General features: G+C 41.7%; 16 protein-coding genes. 10 read left to right on the top strand and 6 right to left on the bottom strand.

Annotated elements, in window-relative coordinates:
- From QZL88_RS05960 to QZL88_RS05950, 3 genes are read left to right on the top strand one after another with little or no spacing between them, the layout of a single operon-like run.
- Complete coding sequence (locus QZL88_RS05960; protein ID WP_296939143.1) at positions 1-1,413, top strand: DUF6056 family protein; 1,413 nt, start codon at positions 1-3, stop codon at positions 1,411-1,413.
- The gene (gene metH, locus QZL88_RS05955; RefSeq protein ID WP_296939142.1) at positions 1,406-5,098 is read left to right on the top strand and encodes a methionine synthase; all 3,693 of its coding nucleotides are present in this window, start codon (positions 1,406-1,408) and stop codon (positions 5,096-5,098) included. The genes QZL88_RS05960 and metH overlap by 8 nt, the downstream gene beginning before the upstream one ends.
- Positions 5,099-5,102: 4 nt before the next feature.
- Entirely contained in the window at positions 5,103-6,485 is a 1,383-nt protein-coding gene (locus QZL88_RS05950; protein WP_296939140.1) for a DUF6056 family protein, read from the top strand.
- Between the two features lie 114 nt (positions 6,486-6,599).
- Here QZL88_RS05950 and QZL88_RS05945 read toward each other — a convergent pair whose 3' ends face one another.
- The gene (locus tag QZL88_RS05945; RefSeq protein WP_296939138.1) at positions 6,600-6,794 is read right to left on the bottom strand and encodes a hypothetical protein; all 195 of its coding nucleotides are present in this window, start codon (positions 6,792-6,794) and stop codon (positions 6,600-6,602) included.
- Between the two features lie 59 nt (positions 6,795-6,853).
- On the opposite strand from QZL88_RS05945, the gene QZL88_RS05940 reads away from it, so the two are divergent.
- Positions 6,854-7,690, top strand: a complete 837-nt coding sequence (locus QZL88_RS05940; RefSeq protein WP_296939137.1) for a metal ABC transporter permease — start codon at positions 6,854-6,856, stop codon at positions 7,688-7,690.
- Here the strand turns inward: QZL88_RS05940 and QZL88_RS05935 are convergent.
- Positions 7,687-8,196 (bottom strand): threonine/serine exporter family protein, encoded by a 510-nt coding sequence (locus tag QZL88_RS05935; protein ID WP_006798564.1) that lies wholly within the window; start codon positions 8,194-8,196, stop codon positions 7,687-7,689. The genes QZL88_RS05940 and QZL88_RS05935 overlap by 4 nt on opposite strands.
- A gap of 15 nt (positions 8,197-8,211) precedes the next feature.
- Entirely contained in the window at positions 8,212-9,012 is an 801-nt protein-coding gene (locus QZL88_RS05930; protein ID WP_296939134.1) for a threonine/serine exporter family protein, read from the bottom strand.
- 241 nt (positions 9,013-9,253) lie between these two features.
- Here QZL88_RS05930 and QZL88_RS05925 point away from each other — a divergent pair, with 241 nt between their 5' ends.
- The 5 genes from QZL88_RS05925 (at position 9,254) to QZL88_RS05905 (ending at position 18,064) form a co-directional block, all read left to right on the top strand.
- Positions 9,254-11,932 carry a 4-alpha-glucanotransferase gene (locus QZL88_RS05925; protein WP_296939115.1) on the top strand — a complete coding sequence of 893 codons (2,679 nt, stop codon included), beginning with the start codon at positions 9,254-9,256 and terminating at the stop codon, positions 11,930-11,932.
- A gap of 472 nt (positions 11,933-12,404) precedes the next feature.
- Positions 12,405-14,249 (top strand): glycoside hydrolase family 13 protein, encoded by a 1,845-nt coding sequence (locus tag QZL88_RS05920; RefSeq protein WP_296939113.1) that lies wholly within the window; start codon positions 12,405-12,407, stop codon positions 14,247-14,249.
- Between the two features lie 37 nt (positions 14,250-14,286).
- Complete coding sequence (locus QZL88_RS05915) at positions 14,287-15,321, top strand: LacI family DNA-binding transcriptional regulator (protein WP_296939112.1); 1,035 nt, start codon at positions 14,287-14,289, stop codon at positions 15,319-15,321.
- Between the two features lie 22 nt (positions 15,322-15,343).
- Entirely contained in the window at positions 15,344-16,681 is a 1,338-nt protein-coding gene (locus QZL88_RS05910) for an SLC45 family MFS transporter (protein WP_296939111.1), read from the top strand.
- A 21-nt stretch (positions 16,682-16,702) separates the two neighbouring features.
- Positions 16,703-18,064 (top strand): alpha-amylase family glycosyl hydrolase, encoded by a 1,362-nt coding sequence (locus tag QZL88_RS05905; protein ID WP_296939110.1) that lies wholly within the window; start codon positions 16,703-16,705, stop codon positions 18,062-18,064.
- Positions 18,065-18,137: 73 nt separating this feature from the next.
- Here the strand turns inward: QZL88_RS05905 and QZL88_RS05900 are convergent, their stop codons facing one another.
- The gene (locus QZL88_RS05900) at positions 18,138-18,734 is read right to left on the bottom strand and encodes an NAD(P)H-dependent oxidoreductase (protein WP_296939109.1); all 597 of its coding nucleotides are present in this window, start codon (positions 18,732-18,734) and stop codon (positions 18,138-18,140) included.
- Positions 18,735-18,841: 107 nt separating this feature from the next.
- On the opposite strand from QZL88_RS05900, the gene QZL88_RS05895 reads away from it, so the two are divergent.
- The gene (locus QZL88_RS05895; RefSeq protein ID WP_296939108.1) at positions 18,842-19,786 is read left to right on the top strand and encodes a LysR family transcriptional regulator; all 945 of its coding nucleotides are present in this window, start codon (positions 18,842-18,844) and stop codon (positions 19,784-19,786) included.
- Positions 19,787-19,848: 62 nt separating this feature from the next.
- Here QZL88_RS05895 and QZL88_RS05890 read toward each other — a convergent pair whose 3' ends face one another.
- Together QZL88_RS05890 and QZL88_RS05885 are read right to left on the bottom strand one after the other, a co-directional pair.
- Positions 19,849-20,298, bottom strand: coding sequence for a biotin/lipoyl-containing protein (locus QZL88_RS05890; protein ID WP_296939107.1), 450 nt, complete (start codon positions 20,296-20,298; stop codon positions 19,849-19,851).
- Between the two features lie 15 nt (positions 20,299-20,313).
- Entirely contained in the window at positions 20,314-20,490 is a 177-nt protein-coding gene (locus tag QZL88_RS05885) for a hypothetical protein (RefSeq protein ID WP_296939106.1), read from the bottom strand.
- Positions 20,491-20,502 lie beyond the last annotated feature (12 nt).

Below are 20,502 nucleotides of genomic sequence, written 5' to 3'. Positions count from 1 at the left end.
ATGGACTTATTTAAATCGATGCAGAAAGACAGTGATACTTCATCGAAAGTAGTAAAGGTTGTTTTTGCTTCAATTATACTTATATTGGGAGTATACTGCTTTCTTCTCAATCAGCTGTATCCTGTGTATATGGACGATTGGGCGTATGCATTCAGCGCTTGCGACGAAAGTGAGATTACTTCTGTTTGGGATATTTTTGTAAGTCAATATTGTCATTATTTTACATGGGGTGGGCGTTGTGTAGGCCACTTCATAGCTCAGTTTTTACTCTGGATAAATCCTGTATGGGCCGATATGCTCAATGCTGCTGCATTTATACTCCTGTTATTGTTTATCTATGCTATAGCAAACAAGAATAACCAGACAAATATCGTATTCTTCATTGTATTGCTTGTGTCGGTATGGTTTTTACTGCCCGACTTGTCCCAGAATTTATTCTGGATAACTGGTAGTGCCAACTATCTTTGGGGATCGTTGATTATTCTGATGTTTATCTATCCGTTTGTATCTTATTATGTAGATACGCGGGAAAGAAATCGTGTTTCATTCAGAAGTGTTTTTTTATTGTTGTTCGGTGTTATTGCCGGATGGACTAACGAAAATACGTCGTTGGCTTTTGTTGTCTTTCTGATTGCATTAGTTTTGATAATGAGATATCAAAAGATTGCTGTTCCCAAATGGATGATATTGGGTATCGTTGGATTTATTATAGGATGCATCATATTGCAAGTCTCACCGGGGAATAATATAAGGCGAAAGTTTGAACTGCTGAATGTACACGGGTTTGAAGAGGTTAGTCTATCGTTCTATTTTTACCGTTTTGTCACAGTTATGAAACTGGCATATATGTATCTGTTTTTGCCAATGGCTATATATGCAGGTGTATTGCTGATATACTTGTGGAAAGGGCCAAAGGATAAGATAGAGCGGAAGAAAAAGTTAATTTTATCCTTGCTGTTTCTGGGTGTAGCACTTATTGCAACAGTGGTCATGTCGGGTGCGCCATACTTTCCGTCTCGGGCATGGTGTGGTATTTTTATTTTCCTGATAGTTGCTATTATGATATTATATGCTAACATAGATATGTCGTTCCTGCCTCTGAGGATAGTAAACTATGTTCTGGTTATAGTTGCGCTGGTTATATTTATTTATTCCGCAAAAGAAACATATTCAGAGATGAAGTTGTTTGATATGCGGTACAATGAATGGGTTGAGGAAATAGAACAACAGAAAAAGGAAGGAATACAAGATATAATAGTATATACCGATTTCAAATCGGAAGCATCCTCTTTAGCCACTTTCACGCTGAAAGAAGCTTATGTGGGAGAAGGACATTTCTGGATCGAGAAATTTGGGTTATATATGGGTGTAAATACCATAAGAATAAAGAAAATAGAAGATAAAAATGAGTAATATACACGATATACTGAAGGATAGGATACTTATCCTCGATGGTGCTATGGGCACCATGATACAGCGTTATAAACTGACAGAGGAGGATTTCCGCGGAGACAGGTTTAAAGATTCGGTTACATTACTGAAAGGCAATAATGACTTGCTTTGCCTTACCCGCCCCGATGTGATAGAAGCCATCCATCGTGAGTATCTCGAAGCGGGTGCTGATATCATTGAGACGAATACGTTCAATGCTACTTCCATATCCATGGAAGACTATCATATGTCCGATTTGGTAAAGGAAATAAATATTGAAGCGGCCAGACTGGCAAAGAAGGCTGCCGCCGATTATACGAAGCAAAACCCCGATAAACCCCGTTTTGTTGCAGGTTCTATAGGGCCGACAAACAAGACAGCTTCGATGAGTCCCAAAGTTGAGAATCCGATATTCCGGGCAGTGACTTTCGACGATCTGTATCATGCTTACAAAGAGCAGATAGAAGGACTTGCAGACGGAGGCGTGGATTTATTACTTATCGAAACAATATTCGACACGTTGAATGCTAAAGCCGCTTTGTTTGCTGCCGATGAGGTAAGAAAGGAACGTAATATAGACCTGCCGATAATGATTTCGGTTACTCTCTCCGATAAAGGAGGGCGAACATTGTCTGGTCAGACAGTCGGCGCATTTGTAGCATCGGTAAGTCATATCGATTTCTTATCTGTCGGACTTAACTGTTCGTTCGGGGCATCGGATATGAAACCATTCCTGAAAGAACTGGGACGCATAGCTCCTAATTTCATATCGGCTTATCCGAATGCCGGACTGCCGAATCAGTTTGGAGAATATGACGAGACGCCCGAAATAATGGCAGGCCAGATAAAGGAATATATTGATGAAGGTCTTGTAAATATTCTGGGTGGATGTTGCGGTACAACTCCCGACCACATTGCAAAATATGTAGATCTTGTACAAGGCGCTACTCCGCACAAGCCTGTGGAAAAGCCAAAATATATGTGGCTTTCGGGGCTTGAGTTGCTGGAAGCGAAGCCTGAAATCAACTTTATAAATATAGGGGAACGCCTCAATGTTGCAGGTTCCCGCAAATTCCTCCGTCTGATAAAGGAGGAGAAATACGAGGAAGCGTTGACTATTGCCCACAAGCAGGTAGAAGACGGTGCGCAGGTATTGGATGTGAATATGGACGAAGGCTTGCTGGACGGAGTGAAGGAGATGACTACTTTCCTCAATCTGATGGCGTCCGACCCTGATGTGTCACGTATTCCTGTAATGATAGACTCTTCGAAGTGGGAGGTCCTCGAAGCCGGACTGAAATGCGTGCAAGGTAAGCCGATTGTTAACTCTATTTCGTTGAAGGGCGGGGAAGAAGATTTTCTTCGTCAGGCACGTCTGGTTAAGGCTTATGGTGCGGCAGTCATTGTCATGGCTTTTGACGAAACAGGTCAGGCCGATACATTTGCCCGCCGGATTGAAATCTGTGAGAGGGCTTATAACCTATTGGTCAATGACGGATTCAATCCTTTGGATATTATTTTTGACCCCAACATACTTGCAATTGCTACCGGTATAGAAGAACATCGCGGCTATGCGGTCGACTTTTTGGAAACGATAACATGGATAAAAGAAAATCTGCCGCATGCCAAAATCAGCGGAGGGGTAAGTAATCTCTCGTTCTCGTTCCGTGGAAATGATTATGTGCGTGAGGCTATGCATGCCGTATTCCTGTATTACGCCATTCAGCGGGGCATGGATATGGGTATTGTAAATCCGGGACAATCAGTTGTATATGATGATATTCCTACCGATTTGAGAAATCTTGTTGAAGATGTTATCTTCAACCGCAGGGCAGAATCTACAGATGAACTGATCGAATATGCAGAGAAAGTTAAGAATGAAAGCTTAGGACAAACAGAGCAGAAGGTAGAAGAATGGCGCTCTTATCCACTGGATGAGCGTATCCAATATTCTTTGATAAAGGGAATTAGTGACTATCTGGAAGAAGACCTGACGGAAGCGCTTCAGGTGTATCCGAAGGCCGTAGATATTATCGACAAACCGCTGATGGATGGTATGAACAAAGTCGGTGATCTTTTCGGTTCCGGTAAAATGTTCCTTCCTCAAGTTGTAAAGACTGCCCGTACAATGAAACGTGCCGTGGCCATTCTGCAACCGACTCTGGAAGCGCAGAAAGCATCTTCGGCAGGGAGCAACAAAGCCGGAAAACTGGTTATTGCTACCGTGAAAGGCGATGTACACGATATAGGTAAGAATATCGTATCTATTATCCTTGCCTGTAACAACTATGAGGTAATAGACCTCGGGGTGATGACTCCGCCGGAAGTGATTATTCAGAAAGTAAAAGAAGAACAACCTGATATACTCTGTCTGAGCGGCCTTATAACCCCTTCTCTGGAGGAAATGAGTATAGTGGCACATGAAATGGAAAAGGCGGGCTTTACCATTCCGTTGATGATTGGCGGGGCTACTACATCGAAGTTGCATACAGCAATTAAGATAGATCCGAAATACAATAACGGTTCGGTGGTATATGTCAAGGATGCTTCTCAAGCGCCTGCGGCTGTAGGCAAGCTGATAAATCCGAAGACAAAGGAGGATTATATAAAAGATGTACGTTCCGAATATGCTTCATTGAGGGATACGGCGGGTGATAAGAAAGCGGATTTACTGCCATTATCCGAAGTACTGGATAAGGGTATGAAACTGAATTGGGGGGATTATAAAACTCCCGAACCACAGGTGAAAGGACGTCAGACGCTGAAACATATTCCCGTTGAGACTATTGTACCTTATATAGACTGGAAATTCTTTTTCCATTCGTGGAATCTGTCGGCACGTTACGCCACTGTGCAAAATATCGATGATTGTCCTTCATGCAAGGCTACGTGGCTGAACACTTTCCCCGAACACGAGAGGGAAAAGGCATCAGAGGGTATGCAATTGTATAAAGATGCCAAGGCGTTGTTAGACCAGTTGGTATATGCCAAGGTCGGTTATATCAATGCGGTATTCGGTGTTTATGAATCATATAGCGATAATGAATCCCTGTATATCGACGGTGTACGCTTTCCGATGCTACGCCAACAGAAGAAAAATGACAAAAAGGAGTACCTCTCTCTATGCGATTTCGTTGCGCCGAAGTCTTCCGGAAAGAAAGACTATGTAGGAGGATTTACCGTAACGGCAGGCGTAGGCGCGAATGAACTGATGAGCGAGTATGAACGTCAGGGCGATGAATATAAAGTATTGCTTCTCAAGTCGGTTTTAGACCGTCTGGCGGAAGCAACTACCGAATGGCTGCATGCCGAAATAAGAAAGAAGTATTGGGGTTTTGCACCTGATGAAAATATAAGTGTAAATGATATGTTTACACTTAAATATCAGGGAATCCGTCCGGCAGTGGGCTATCCGTCCATACCTGACCAGTCGATCAATTTCCTGCTGAATAAGGACTTGTTACAATCCGAAGAAATAGGTGTAGAGCTGACTGAAAACGGTGTGATGCTTCCGAATGCTTCGGTGAGCGGTATTATCATTTCACATCCTAAATCCAAATATTTCAATATAGGCAATATACTCGACGACCAGTTACAGGCATATATAGAAAGAAGGGGTGAGGATGCTGAACAGATTCGTAAGTTTTTGAGTGCAAATCTGATATGATTTAATGAAAGAATCTTCCAGTGATATATTGAAGGATAATAAAGTCAGGCTATCGCTTATGCTTCTGGCCGGGCTTGCTATGTTTATCCTGATCTATATATTGAATAGCTTATATCCACTGTATGCCGATGATTGGAATTACAGCTTCGTTCACGGCGAAGCAGCTACCAGAATAAAATCGTTCTCTGATATATTTACCTCTCAGTACAATCATTATATGACTTGGGGCGGGCGCAGCGTAGTCCATTTTATCGCAGAAACGATGCTGATGACCGGTTTTTTCTGGACGTGTATGCTGAATTCGCTGGCCTTCGTTGCCTTCGTCTATGTGATGTACATGATAGCTAACAGGGGTAATAAACCGAATCCTGTGTTGTTCTTCTTGTTCAGCCTGCTTATCTGGTTTGCCCAGCCTGCTTTCTTTGCAACTATCCTGTGGAAGACGGGGGCAGCAAATTATTTGTGGGGGACACTGATTATACTTCTGTTTCTGTATTCGTATTATGCATACTATCGTTCGCGGGTGACTAATAATATGCTGAAAGCTGTTCTTTTCTTCCTGTTCGGTATCATTGCCGGATGGACGAACGAGAATATGTCAATAGCGCTTATCTTTTATATTATAGCTTCATTAACCCTGTATAAATATGAGAAGATAAAGATTCCCACATGGGCTGTAACAGGGCTTGCAGGGACAATTGTCGGATGCATTATTATGCTGGCCGCTCCGGGTAATTATGTCCGTCTTGAGGATGTTACGACCTCTTTCGGTCAGACAGAGATAATGTATAAAGACATATTTCTGATGGGTATTAACTATATACTGACCCATATCTGGAATCATCTGCTAATAATTTTAGCTGTCTATCTTATGCTACTGTTCATATACAATAAGCATCCGAAAGAGAAAGAAGATAAGCAGAAAGTAATATACAGTTCTATCCTCTTTATCCTGACTGCGGCTGCTGCCCTTGTAGCAATGGTAGTTTCTCCGATCTTTCCCGAAAGGGCATTATTCGGAATTATTGTTCTGCTACTTATACCGGTAGGGATTATGCTGGCCAATATAGATTTCAGGGCGAACTATTTGAAGGTTCCTGCTGTTATTGTCTTCGTTGCATTGTTCGTGATATATGGCTTTCAGTATAGAGCGGTATGTAATAATTTGACCTATGTAACTTCCTTCTGGACTGAGCGTGAAGCATATATTGCTGTGCAGAAGCATAAAGGCGAGTATGACATTGTTTTCACCAAGAGGTTCGATTTGCCGGAGGAATATTACCTATCCGATCTGTCTGATGATCCTGAGTATTGGGAGAATGAATGTTACTCACGTTTTTACGATATACAATCAGTTCGTTTGATAGTATCAGATTCAATTAAGTAATCAAAAAAATAAATGATGTGTTTAATTGTTCTAATTAATTTATATAAATTTTTCTACGCGGAATTAAAATTCCTTGTGTTCCTTTTGCCCAAAGCCGCGTCAGCTTATGGTGCGTCAGCAGATGCGCATTAGTTCCGCAGGCGGGGCACCCACACGGTGCAGTTGGCGTAGAAAGGGACGGGGCGATAGCCCGTTTGTCACTTTCAGCCGGCAAACCGATTGTGGGTCGCTGAGGAATGAAGCGCTAGCTTTTTGGTTCGTTTTGGGCAATGCCAAAATGAACATTCTGACGAAACGAAGTGAAGTCAAAGTTAATGGAACATTTAAATAAGACAATAAATATTTTACTAAACTGAGTTATTGTAGTTATGGAATTTATAGACCTCCTTTCATATACTTTTTTCCAGAATGCCTTACTGGGTAGTCTCTTTGCCAGTATCGCCTGCGGCATCGTAGGCTCGTATGTGGTTATACGCCGCCTTGTATTTATCAGCGGGGGAATAACGCATGCTTCGCTCGGAGGTATCGGCATGGGTTTCTATTTCGGATGGAATCCGATATTTGCCGCTATGGTCTTTTCCATTTTGTCGGCTTTCGGTATCGAATGGTTATCATCGAGGCAGGGGGTGAGGGAAGATTCGGCAATCGGCTCTTTCTGGTCGTTGGGAATGGCCGTGGGGATTATTTTTATATACCTCAAACCCGGCTTCGCTCCTAATCTTTCGGATTATCTCTTTGGTAATATACTTACTATCACAAAGCCGGATATAACTTATCTGGCCATCTTGTCCATAGTGCTGATTATTGTCTTTTTGCTCTTTGGCCGCCATATACTGTTCGCGGCTTTCGATTCCGATTTTGCAAAGACTCGCAATCTGCCCGTCAATCTGATAAAGTATGCCATGATGATGGGGATTGCCATTACAATCGTACTTTCTATCCGTTTGGTAGGCATTGTGCTGCTGATGTCGATACTTACCGTTCCTCAGATGACAGCCAACCTGTTTACTTCCAATTTTGTGAAGATGATTATTCTTTCTATCCTGATCGGATTCTTTGGGTGTATTGTAGGCTTGTTTCTGTCTGCGGTATTGGATGTTCCATCAGGGGTGTTTATTATCTTTACGCAGATAGTTGTATTTCTCGCTTCTCGCTGGATAGTGAAAGCCATTCAGAAAAGCAAGCGGGAAAAGGCATTTTCTTAACCCTTTCCTATCACATCTTTAAACGATATATTCTTCACGCTCGACTTACGGAAAAGCAGGGCCCCTATACATATGCCTATCGCCAATGTAAACAGTAGTGACATGGTAAGCATCAGGTTGTGCGACATCTCTATCAGTATATGCGGGTTTTGTTCCACAGTAGGGAGGTCGGTGACCTTTATTCCCGCCAACATCGTTTTATAGGCAAACATGCCCGGAATCATTGTGATACATGCCGGCATGGTAAATACTACGGGCGGACTGTCTACCCTGTGCGCTGCGAAAATGCCGATCAACCCTATCAGTACCGAACCGGCTAATGTAGCCGTTATCATCCCGAAATCGAGCTGTATGAGAATGAAACGGAGGGCATGCCCCATACCGCCAAGCAGTCCGGCAACCCACAACAGACGTTTCGGTGAGCCGAATAGTATTGCCCAACAAAAGCCTACGAGGAAAGCGATGATAAAGTCGCGGAATATATTTATGATTGTCAGTTCTTCCATTTGCTAATTTTCTGATTAAAAATTACCTATTCCCAACAGTGTGATACATAGGGTCATACCTGCTGCAATACAAAGCAGGATAAATCCTCCGAACAAAGCCCTGTTCAGAGCCGAAGGCAAATAACCTTCTATCAGGTCTATGACACAATTTATCAGAGGTACACCCGGTATCAGGTATAAAACTCCAGTTGCCATCGCGGCTTCGGGATGCTCCCCGAATCCGTATAATCTGCCGAGCCCTGCTATCAATGTGGTAATAAAAGCCGCGATAGATATACATATCATCGGATTGAATTTCTTCTTGGCAAAGAAAACCCTTACCAGATAGCCAATAAATGCGGCAACGAAAGCTACTAAAGCGTTTTTCTCATCTCCTGCCGAGAACAGGCAAAGCCCGCCACACGAAAATCCGACGGCTACGGCCACCACAATATCTTTGTAGTTAGGCTTGGTTTTTATTTTGGCAAACTCTTTTTCCACGTATGAAATGGGCAGGTTCTCTTCCTGTACTTTCCACGACATGTGCGATACGGCTGTCAGTATAGCCAGATGTACACTATGTGGAGGTGAGTTTTTATAGCAGGTGACGGAATTGGACGGGTCGTTCTTGTCTTTCACTGTGACTGTGAGCCCATTGAAGGTAGGGCTCATGTTTATATCGAATTCCCAGGTCGAGGCCAGCCTTCCTATATTGCTACTGAGACGCCCGCAGTGTGCACCTGATGCCAGCAGGAATGTCCCTATGTCGAGTATAAGGTCGGCAAACCGCTGTGCTGATATCTTTTCTTTTTCGTTTATATTTCTAAATTCCGGCATTGTTATATACAATTCTGATGCAAAGATAGAAATTTTCAGTTAAGAGTTTACTGGTAACAGTTAACAACTTGTATATCGCCGACTGTAACTTATTTGTATACTCCTTGCAATCGTTTGCAAGTTAATTTCGCCTAAAATAATAAGATACCGAATATATTCTTATTCATTATTATGTAGATTTGTTTAGGACAAAGCCATGCATAAAAACGCATAAGTCTAAAAACCATAAAATGCATCATTCATGAGACTAAAACTACAAATAGATTACCATACCGATTGGGGACAGACCGTATATGTTTGCGGTTCAGTGCCTGCTTTAGGTAATTGGGAGAAGGATAAAGCCGCGGAAATGAAGAATATCTCTCCATCCATATGGGAACTGGAGATAGAAGCCGGTGATGCCACCGATATAGAATACCAATATCTGGTAAAAGACCAAAACGATATAATAGCACACGAATGGGGTAGCCCCCACTGGTTAAGAACCGATACTGATAAACGGTTCGAGGTGCAGGATGTATGGCGGGGTGTACCTCAACAAAAATTCCTTTACACATCGTGTTTCTCAGAAAGTTTTTTTGCTCATGGAGACAATGCTAAAGTCAAATATTACAAGAAGACCATCCTTATTAATGTTACCTGTGTGAATGTAAAGAAAAATCAGAAACTGATACTTTGCGGAGCCTCGGAGACATTAGGAAATTGGAAGCCCGAAGATGCTCTGGAGCTTACACAGGTAAGATTTGGGAGTTGGCAGGTAGCGATTAATGCGCCACAGATAAAAACTACATTAGAATACAAACTTGCGATCTATGATAATAGCACAAAGAAAATTGTACATTGGGAAGAAGGTTTCAACCGTGTCTTATCACCATTGCCTTCCTCCCCGGCAAAAGAAGATTTGGTTAAGGTGGAATCCATCGCCTATCGTTATGGCTGGTTGAACTGGAAAGCGGCGGGTGTATCCATCCCTGTATTTTCATTACGTTCGAACGACAGTTTCGGTATAGGTGAGTTCTCAGACCTGAGAAAGATGATAGATTGGGCAGTAGCGACCGGACAGAAAATAATACAGGTACTGCCTATCAATGATACTACCATCACATACACTTGGATAGACTCGTACCCTTACAATGCTATTTCCATTTATGCATTGCATCCCATCTATCTGGGACTGAAAGCATATCCATTGAAAGATGAAAATCTATATAAAGAATACGAAAGAGAAGCAGGCGAACTCAACGCTCTGGAGAATGTCGATTATGACAGAGTTCTGGCTTTGAAATGGCGTTATATAAAAGATCTTTTCACCCAATCAGGCACAAATACATTAAAAAGCAAAGACTACCTGGCCTTTTATGAGCAGAACGAAGAATGGTTGTTCCCGTACGCTTGCTTCTCTTATCTTCGGGATAAATATGAAACCGCCAATTTCAGAAACTGGAAGACAAACAGTGCTTTTGATAAAAAGAAACTTATTAAACTGGTCGAAACAGACAAAGATGCAAAACATCGTATCGAATTGTCGTGTTTCACACAATACTTGCTTCACAAGCAACTGGTAGATGTTAAAGAATATGCACACCAGAATGAGGTCGTTCTCAAAGGTGATATCCCTATCGGTATCAGCCGCGACAGTGTGGAAGCATGGGTAGAGCCGCATCTGTTCAATCTGGATGTACAGACGGGGGCGCCACCTGATGATTTTTCGTTTTTCGGACAAAACTGGGGATTTCCTACATATAATTGGGAAGAAATGGCTAAGGATGGCTACCGGTGGTGGCTGAAACGCTTCCGCAAAATGGCAGACTATTTCGATGCTTACCGTATCGATCATATTCTGGGATTTTTCCGCATCTGGGAAATACCTTTGTCATCCGTTCAGGGATTGTTGGGATATTTTAGTCCGGCTCTTCCTCTTACGGCCGACGAAATCCGTTCTTACGGTCTTTGGTTCGATGAGGACAGGATGCTGAAACATTATATTCACGAAAGTTTCCTGGCTGATATATTTGGTAGTCATGTGCCTGAGGTTATTGAAAAATACCTTCGTCCTACCGGATGGCAGCGTTTCGAACTGAAAGAAGAATTCGATACGCAAGCCAAGATTAAGGAACATTTTACCGGGAGGGATGATGAGAAATCCAATTATATCCGGGATGGTTTATACAGCCTGTGCAATGAAGTGCTGTTTGTCAGGGATAAACGTGAGCCTTATAAGTTTCATCCCCGTATAACCGCCCAGTACAACTATTCGTACAGGGATCTGGACGATGGAGCCAAAGATGCATTCAACAGGTTATATAATGAATTTTTCTATCGCCGCCATTCGCAGTATTGGCGCGATCAGGCGATGACGAAGCTACCTACTCTTATTTCTTCGACCTCGATGCTGGTATGCGGCGAAGATCTGGGTATGGTTCCCGAATCTGTGCCTTCGGTGATGAACGAACTTCAGATATTGAGCCTTGAGATAGAACGGATGCCAAAAGAACGGGAGGTATTATTCAACGACCTGCATCATTTGCCATACCTGAGTGTTTGCACAACATCGACCCACGATATGTCACCTCTCCGTTTGTGGTGGAAAGAAGACAGGCAGTTGACCCAGCAATATTACAATCAGGTATTGTGGAAGCAGGGTGCTGCTCCCGAAGAATGTACGTCTGATTTATGTGCGCAGATTGTAGGGAATCACTTATATTCTCCTGCTATGTTGGCTATCCTGCCGCTTCAGGACTGGCTGTCGATAGACGACAATCTGAAACGTCCGGTTGCAGAAGATGAACGCATAAATATTCCGGCCGTATCGCAACACTATTGGCGATACAGGATGCATCTTACTCTGGAAGAATTACTTGAAGCTACAGATTTTAACCGGAGGGTTAAGTCGATGGTAGGTTCATCGGGGAGGGAATAGGTGTTACTTTTTTTTATAACTTTATCTATAGAGTGCAGATAGCAAGCGTGTTGTCGATAGAAAAGTAACAATGTGGAAAATATGTAAAAGGTGTAACTTTTGTTACCTTTTGAAAAAGGGTACAAGTAGACGAGGCACAAGATACGAGTTGGTGACTGTAAAAGGTGTAACCTTTGTTACTTTTTACAAGTCGTAAGTTATATGAGATAGGAGTAGACAAGAAACGAGATAGAAGTTGTTGACTGTTCACTGATAACTGGTATATGTGTTACTTTTGTTACCTTTTGTATAGTGTTCTTTGTGTAAACCTTTGTGTTCCTTGTGGTAAAGAGCTTTAACCTCTAAGTACACGAAAGAAATCACAGAGGGTACAAAGGCTAAAAAGGCTGTTACTTTTTTTAGTTACGAGTTGTTAACCGAAAAATAAAAGAGTCGCAAAATCGATGTAAATCAAATATAAATTATATAGTACATGAAGAAAATCTATTTAGTATTATTACTTGTTTTTCTGAGTTTATCGGTTTTTTCAATCGATATAAAAACAGTAGATCCTGCTTTTTGGTGGTCGGGGATGAAAAATCCTGAATTGCAGGTATTGATACACGGGGAAGGTGTGGCTAAATCGGACGTAAGTATTACTTCAAAATCGGTAAGACTGAAAGAAACTGTAAAGTTAGAGAGTCCTAATTATCTTATCTTATATTTCGACTTATCTGAATCTCAACCGGAGAAGTTCGATATTGTGTTACAGCAGGGTAAAGAAAAAAAAATAATTCCATATGAAGTAAAAGAACGGAAGGCAGGTTCTGCTGACCGCGAAGGCTTCAATGCTTCGGATGTGCTTTATCTGATTATGCCCGACCGTTTTGCAAACGGAGATACATCGAATGATGTGATTGCAGGGATGCGCGAAGCTAAAATAGACCGTAACGGACAATATGCCCGTCATGGTGGAGATTTTAAAGGAGTAAGCGACCGTGTGGATTATATACACGATCTCGGTGTAACTGCCATCTGGTTCAATCCGGTGATGGAGAATGATATGCCGGAGGGTTCATATCACGGATATGCAACTACAGATTATTATAAAGTAGACCGTCGTTTCGGTTCCAATCAAGAGTTTGCAGACTTAGTAGATAAGGTTCATAGTAAAGGGATGAAGGTGGTGATGGATATGATATTCAACCACTGTGGTAGTGAACATTTCTTCTTTAAGGACAGGCCATCTAAAGACTGGTTCAATTACCCTGACGGATATGTGCAAACCTCATATAAGACAGTTACTCAGTTCGACCCGCACGTGTCAGCATACGATTTTAAGAGATCTGCAGATGGTTGGTTTGTAGAGTCTATGCCAGATTTGAACCAACGAAATCCGCATGTGGCCAAATACCTTATCCAGAATAGTATCTGGTGGATAGAATATGCCGGTATCGATGGCATTCGCCAGGATACGCACCCGTATGCCGATTATGACATGATGTCTGACTGGTGCCGGGAAGTTACAGAGGAATATCCCGATTTTAATATTGTAGGTGAAACATGGCTCAATACCAATGTAGGAGTAGCTTATTGGCAGAAAGACAGCAAGCTGGCTTATCCGAAGAATTCGTACCTGCGTTCGGTGATGGATTTCCCCCTTACAGATATAATGAATAGTGCATTCGATCAGGAAACCACAGACTGGGGGCAAGGTCTGTCGCGCATACATGAATATCTGGCTCAGGATGTAGTTTATGCCGATCCTATGGAATTGCTCATTTTCCTTGATAACCATGATACATCGCGTTTTTACAAAACGGAAGAACAAACTTCGAATCTGAACCGTTACAAACAGGCTCTTGCATTTCTGTTGACTACTCGTGGTATCCCGCAAATATATTACGGTACTGAAATATTGATGGCTGCCGATAAGGGAGAGGGAGACGGTTATTTGCGTCGCGATTTTCCTGGGGGATGGCAAGGAGACAAGACAGATATGTTCGTTTCGGCTAACAGAACTTCACAGCAGAATGAGGCTTTCAATTACCTCCGCAAATTGTTGCAATGGAGAAAAGGAAATGAAGCCATATCAAAAGGAACTCTAAAGCATTTTGTGACAAATAATAGTGTTTATGTTTATGAGCGTAAGTATAATGATAAGTCCGTTGTTGTATTCCTGTCAGGATCGGATAGTGAAAAAACAATAGACCTTTCACCATATAAAGAAGTGTTGCCGAAGAGTCAGGCAAAGGATGCTATAAGTGAAAATATTGTAAACTTAAGTAGCGGGTCTTTAACATTGCCGCCTCGAAGTGTCTTGGTATTAGAATTTTGATTACTTTTATACAAAGTAAATTCAAAATTTGGAGACCATGAAAAAAGGGCCGTTAACAATTAAAGATATTGCTAAAGATTTGAATATATCGCCCTCGACAGTGTCGAGGGCTTTGAAAGATAATCCTGATATAAGTATCGAAACCAGGAAATTGGTGCAGGATTATGCTAAAAAGTATAAATACAAGCCAAATGCGTTGGCTTTGAGTCTGAGAACACAACATACCAATATTATCGGGGTTATCGTTCCTGAGCTGGCAAACCATTTCTTTTCCGGGGTATTATCCGGTATGGAAACTATTGCTGAGGAGAAGGATTACCATGTGATTGTGTGTCAGTCGTCGGAAGATTATCTGAAAGAAATACGGAATGTACAGACTCTTATCAAGGCCCGTGTATGTGGAGTGTTGATTTCACAATCGAAAATGACTACGAAATACGATCATTTTCAGGAATTGATAGATAATGATATCCCGGTCATCTTTTTTGATCGTATTTGTACGGGAATTGATTCGGATAAGGTTGTAGTAGATGATTATTCGGGAACATTTACCGCAGTGGAATATATGATAAAGACAGGCTGTAAGCGTATAGCCTTTTTCTCGGCCCCGTTGCACCTCGAAATATCCAAGAACAGGAAGAATGGCTATCTGGATGCATTGCGCAAATACCATCTGCCGATAGATGAAAATCTGATGCGTATAGCTGATACCAAGCAGCTCGGTTATGAGAGAGCAATGGCGATATTACAGGAACCGAATAGACCGGATGCATTTATGGCGATGAACGATTATACGGCTTCGGGTATATTGCTGGCTACAAAAAAGCTCGGATTGAAAGTGCCGGAAGAGGTTTCTATCTTTGGCTTTTCCAATTCCAATATATCGCAGGATACCGATCCTATGCTTACTACTATGGATCAACATCCTAAAAAAGTAGGGGAGGAAGCGATGCAGCTTATGCTGGAGAAAATAGAAAACCCGGAAAATATATCGCGAAAAAACAGACTGATAAAGACCTCTCTGATAGCAAGGCAAACCACACGGGAATTGCCTGCCGAAGGAGGAGATTGATTAATACATACTAAAATATACCATGAAACAAAAACCAACACTTACCTTTTGGCAGATCTGGAACCTCAGCTTCGGATTTTTAGGCATACAAATAGGATATTCATTACAGAGTTCGCAGACGAGCCGTATATTGTCAGCCTTGGGAGCCGATCCTCATCACTTACCCTTATTCTGGCTTGCGGCTCCGATAGCAGGCTTGATTGTGCAACCGATAATAGGGATGTCGAGTGACCGCACATGGACGAAATTGGGACGGCGTATTCCGTTTATCCTCGGAGGAGCAATAGTTTCGGCAATAGCTATGTTTTTTATGCCTAATTCGGAATTCGTTGCAGCTATTATGCCTCCTGTATTTTTCGGAGCATTTATGTTATTGTTCATGGATTGTGCTTTTAATGTTTCTATGCAGCCTTTCCGTTCTCTGGTAGGTGATATGGTAAATGACAAACAGCGGAATCTGGGTTATTCTACTCAGAGTTTCCTGACAAATGTAGGTGCGGTTGTAGGCTCTTTCCTGCCTTTTATCCTTACATGGATTGGTATACAAAATATACCTGCCATAGGAGAAAAAGTAGCACCATCGGTAATCTGGTCATTCTATATAGGGGGGACGGCTCTATTGCTGACAGTTTTATGGACAAGCTTCAGGGTTAAGGAATATCCTCCGAAAGAATACGAAGAATACAATAATATCACTGAGGAAGAAAAGCAGAAGCGGTCTTTTATTGAGATTCTTAAAAGCACACCTAAGACAATGCTTCAATTGGCTGTTGTGCAGTTCTTCTCCTGGTTTGCCCTGTTCCTGATGTGGGTATATTCCATTGGAGGAATAGCCGAAAATGTGTGGCATACGACAGATCCTTTGTCTCAGGCTTATAATGATGCCGGCAACTGGAATGGTGTACTGAGCGGGGTATACGGTATCTTTGCAGTAGTATTTTCTATATTTATGGCTCGGATAGCCGATAAGCTGGGGCGTAAGAAAGTGTATTCGTTCGCTTTGCTTATGGGAGCGTTAGGGCTGGCTTCGATGTATATTTTCGACGATAAATATATGCTGCTGGTATCTATGCTTGGTGTGGGGATTGCCTGGGCGGCTATATTGGCAATGCCTTATGCCATCCTGTCGGCTGCGCTTCCTGCCAGTAAAATGGGTGTATATATGGGAATATTCAATGCAACTATAACTATTCCGCAAATTGTAGCGGGTATAACAGGTGGGTTGATATTGAAATATGTTGTGGGAGGAAGTTCTGTCTCTATGCTGGTAGTAGCTGGTATATCCATGCTACTGGCTGCAATCTCTGTCGCATTTGTGCAGGATAAGAATGCAGAAGTACAACCGGAGAATATAATGTAATATTCATTTAAAATATAATTTATGAGAAATAAACTATTATTTGTGGTCGCTTTAATAACCCTTATGAGTTATTCATGTAAACAAAAGCCACAGACAGCAATTTATGAACCACAGGAAAAGTGTACTGTACAACATCCCGATTGGACGCGCAATGCCGTTATTTACGAAGTGAATGTAAGACAATATACCAAAGAAGGCACATTTGCTGCATTCGAGCAACATCTGCCACGGCTAAAAGAACTTGGTGTGGATGTGCTTTGGTTTATGCCCATACATCCGATATCCGAGAAGAACCGTAAAGGTACTCTGGGTAGTTACTATGCAGTAAAGGACTATAAAGGAATAAATCCTGAGTACGGAACAAAAGAGGACTTCAAGCGGCTTGTCGATAAAGCGCACGAAGCCGGATTTAAGGTGATACTGGACTGGGTGGCCAACCATACAGGTTGTGATAATGTATGGCTCTCTGACCATCCCGACTGGTATGTAAAGGATGAGACCGGAAATCCAAAAAGTCCATATGACTGGACGGATACTTACGAGTTGAATTACGATAATAAGGATATGCGTACGGCTATGACGGATGCGTTGAAATATTGGGTGACAGATTTCAATATCGACGGTTATCGTTGCGATATGGCGCATGAAGTACCTACTGATTTCTGGAACGATGTTCGCCCTGCATTAGATAGTATCAAACCTGTATTTATGCTGGCCGAATCTGAAAACTATGACTTACTGGAACATGCTTTCGATGCGAATTATTCATGGGAACTGATGCATATGATGGCTGATGTGAATAAAGGAACCAAAACCGCAGAAGATATTCAGGCATACGTTCAGAAACTGGATACTCTTATGTGTCCTGATGGTTATAAAATGAACTTTCTTACTAACCATGACGAGAATTCATGGAATGGTACCGAGTTTGAACGTTATGGAAAAGGAGTGGAAACTTTTGCCGTGCTCACTTATACCCTGAATGGCATGCCAATGATTTATACAGGGCAGGAAGTCGGTTTGAAGAAGCGCCTTTCTTTCTTCGAGAAAGATATGGTGCCGTCGTGGACAGCCAATGCAACCACTGCGTTCTATAAAAAGCTGAACGAACTTAAACATACTCATCCGGCATTGCGTGCAGGCGAGATAGGTGGTAAGCTCAGGTTTTATACCTCTTCGGCGAGCAAAGATATTTTGATTTATTCGCGTGAAGCGGCAGGAAAAGAGATAATGGTAATGCTGAACCTGTCTGCTAAGAACGTTACTTATCAGAGTAACGACGCTTTGAACAGGGACAATTATGTAGACTATTTCACAGGAAAGAAAGTGGATAAATTACCTAATACTCTAAAAGCATGGGAGTACAGAGTATTTACCCGCTAAAATGAAAATATAGAAACAATAAAGGCTCAGATGATAAATTATTCTGAGCCTTTATTCTTCTTAATGATCTATTTTATAGCTCTTTGGATACTTTTTCCAGATGTGCACGGTAGTTCTTTTCCGACTGCTCGATATTTGGATTCTTCATTACATCATAGAAATGAAAACTATCAAGAGGATTTAAGCCTACGAATGCATTCATCCTGTGGTAGCCGAACATCACCCCTTTATCTACGCTATGTTGTTTAAAGAACTCATCCTCCAGGGTAAATGCTTCAACCGGAGCATTCCATGTTGTTGTCAGCATATATTTCCGTCCCTGTAACAGCCCGCCTGTGCCATAGTTGCGCGTAGGGTTGGCAGAGCGCCTGCCGTCACTGAAATAGATACCGTTCTGGTGACCTGCGGTAAAAACCTCGTCTATATACTTTTTCAAATCGTTAGGCAACTGAAACCACCATATAGGTGTATGGTAGATAATTACATCTGCCCATACAAACTTTTCTACCTCTTCTTCAGGTTTATAACTGTCATTGATATCTGTGGTCTTTACTTCATAACCTTTATTATTTTTGAAGTAATCTACTGTCCACTCTGTTAGTGTTTTGTTAAATTCTCCACCCGAATGAGCAAACTTTGGCGCTCCATTTATTACAAATATTTTTTTCATAATTATTTTTCATTTTTAATTTTCTGCTACAAAATTATAACCTTTTTATCGATAAATAAAATAATATAAATTATATATTTGTATCATAATTATGATGAATAAATATTATGGTAAATCTGGAATGGTTCAGAACATTTAAAGCAATATATGAAACCGGTTCATTAACCTCGGCTGCCAACAAGCTCTATATATCGCAGCCAGGAGTCAGTCTTCATCTGAATTCATTGGAAGCACATATTGGAAATAAGCTATTCGACAGGGGGACACGTAAGATGTTGCCGACAGAATACGGAAATATGCTCTATAATTCCATTGTGGATGCCGTGAAGAAACTGGAGGAAGCCGAAGGGCATTTTTACAGGAATGCAGATTCTGGTAGGCCGAGTGTAAGTATCGGTATGTGTTTCGAAACATTTCAGTATGTGCTCGAGCCTTTTATCAGTAAACTGCCTTTCAATCTTATTACAAAGTTTGGAGTGTATCAGGATATGCTGAATGATCTGGATAAAGGCCTGCTCGATTTTGTGATTTCGCCGCAAAAAGATGAAACCTTTAATATCCAGTACACCCCTTTTTCCAAAGAGCGGCTGATACTGATAGCCGGAAGTAAGAGCGATGTATCGGGATTCTCAGAGGCAGTGAATACCCGTAATACCAAAACTGCTGAAGACTGGCTGAATAAACAGGCCTGGTTTGGAACAACAGGCGATATGGAACATCTCCGCAATTTTTGGTTGCATAATTTCAAGAAAAGGCCCGATTTTAAGCCAAACTATATTGTACCTAATATGAGTTCGATTATACGTTGCATATCGGGTAAGGAAGGTTTTGCTGTTATTCCGGATTTTTTATGCCGTAAGCAGTTGGAAGAAGGAAATATCCAACTTGTGTGGGAAGGTTTCACTCCAATAGAAAATACGCTGTATTTTGCCCAGAGGAAAAAAACAATTTATAAAAAAGAACTTGCATTGTTACAGGATATTTTCCTCAAACATATGAATATTGATGTCAAAGAGCAAGTCTTACTTTTACAGGATAGAGACCGGTCATAAAGCAAGAACACTGTATAGATAAAATTATACAGTGTTCTTTACATATTTGGGGATATTTTTCTTTATCCTATTGCCAATAAGGCTACGCCTTCAAGCACAGAGTCACCTGCGTTGACATATATTTCAGTTACTTTACCATCTACTGGTGCCTGTATAGCATTTTCCATTTTCATGGCTTCAAGCATAGCTACTGTCTGGCCTTTTTTCACTTCATCGCCCACATTTACCTGAACTCCGATAACGATACCCGGTAGTGGTGATTTCACTGTACCTGCACCGCCTCCGGCAGGCTTGTTTGCACTTGGGGCAGCTGCTGTTGCTTTTGGCGCTGCTGCTGGCGCTGGTACCGCTTTCGCAGCAGGACGGGCAACAAAGTTTACATCCTCGTCGCTGTTTACCAACTCTACCTTGTAGTTAGTTCCGTTTACAGCTACTTCTGCAAGGTCACCCTCCATTTTGTTTACGGCTACGATATATTCCTGGCCGTTGATTCTGTATATGAATTGTTTCATGATGTTTTCCGAATTTTATTTTCTTATTGGCATTTGAAGCATAGCCTCCCTTTTGTCGGCCCAAGGCAAATAATCTTTCGATACATGTTTTATAGTAAGCACATTGCTTTCTATATCATGCTGATGCTGTGTGTCATATATAGCCAGTGCTATCGCCGCCAATACTTCTTTTGATATATTCTGATCGCTCATTGTTATATTATT

It is taken from the genome of uncultured Dysgonomonas sp. (assembly GCF_900079725.1).
In the GTDB taxonomy this organism is placed as follows: Bacteria; Bacteroidota; Bacteroidia; order Bacteroidales; family Dysgonomonadaceae; genus Dysgonomonas.
The sequence above is the reverse complement of the archived record's forward strand: the minus strand, read 5'-3'. Positions and strand labels throughout refer to the sequence as shown.

What these genes read in the sequence shown, in the direction of transcription:
- QZL88_RS05960 (WP_296939143.1), top strand. Translation starts at nt 1, where the DNA reads ATGGACTTATTTAAATCGATGCAGAAAGACAGTGATACTTCATCGAAA.
- metH (WP_296939142.1), top strand. Translation starts at nt 1,406, where the DNA reads ATGAGTAATATACACGATATACTGAAGGATAGGATACTTATCCTCGAT.
- QZL88_RS05950 (WP_296939140.1), top strand. Translation starts at nt 5,103, where the DNA reads ATGAAAGAATCTTCCAGTGATATATTGAAGGATAATAAAGTCAGGCTA.
- QZL88_RS05940 (WP_296939137.1), top strand. Translation starts at nt 6,854, where the DNA reads ATGGAATTTATAGACCTCCTTTCATATACTTTTTTCCAGAATGCCTTA.
- QZL88_RS05935 (WP_006798564.1), bottom strand. Translation starts at nt 8,196, where the DNA reads ATGGAAGAACTGACAATCATAAATATATTCCGCGACTTTATCATCGCT.
- QZL88_RS05930 (WP_296939134.1), bottom strand. Translation starts at nt 9,012, where the DNA reads ATGCCGGAATTTAGAAATATAAACGAAAAAGAAAAGATATCAGCACAG.
- QZL88_RS05925 (WP_296939115.1), top strand. Translation starts at nt 9,254, where the DNA reads ATGAGACTAAAACTACAAATAGATTACCATACCGATTGGGGACAGACC.
- QZL88_RS05920 (WP_296939113.1), top strand. Translation starts at nt 12,405, where the DNA reads ATGAAGAAAATCTATTTAGTATTATTACTTGTTTTTCTGAGTTTATCG.
- QZL88_RS05915 (WP_296939112.1), top strand. Translation starts at nt 14,287, where the DNA reads ATGAAAAAAGGGCCGTTAACAATTAAAGATATTGCTAAAGATTTGAAT.
- QZL88_RS05910 (WP_296939111.1), top strand. Translation starts at nt 15,344, where the DNA reads ATGAAACAAAAACCAACACTTACCTTTTGGCAGATCTGGAACCTCAGC.
- QZL88_RS05905 (WP_296939110.1), top strand. Translation starts at nt 16,703, where the DNA reads ATGAGAAATAAACTATTATTTGTGGTCGCTTTAATAACCCTTATGAGT.
- QZL88_RS05900 (WP_296939109.1), bottom strand. Translation starts at nt 18,734, where the DNA reads ATGAAAAAAATATTTGTAATAAATGGAGCGCCAAAGTTTGCTCATTCG.
- QZL88_RS05895 (WP_296939108.1), top strand. Translation starts at nt 18,842, where the DNA reads ATGGTAAATCTGGAATGGTTCAGAACATTTAAAGCAATATATGAAACC.
- QZL88_RS05890 (WP_296939107.1), bottom strand. Translation starts at nt 20,298, where the DNA reads ATGAAACAATTCATATACAGAATCAACGGCCAGGAATATATCGTAGCC.
- QZL88_RS05885 (WP_296939106.1), bottom strand. Translation starts at nt 20,490, where the DNA reads ATGAGCGATCAGAATATATCAAAAGAAGTATTGGCGGCGATAGCACTG.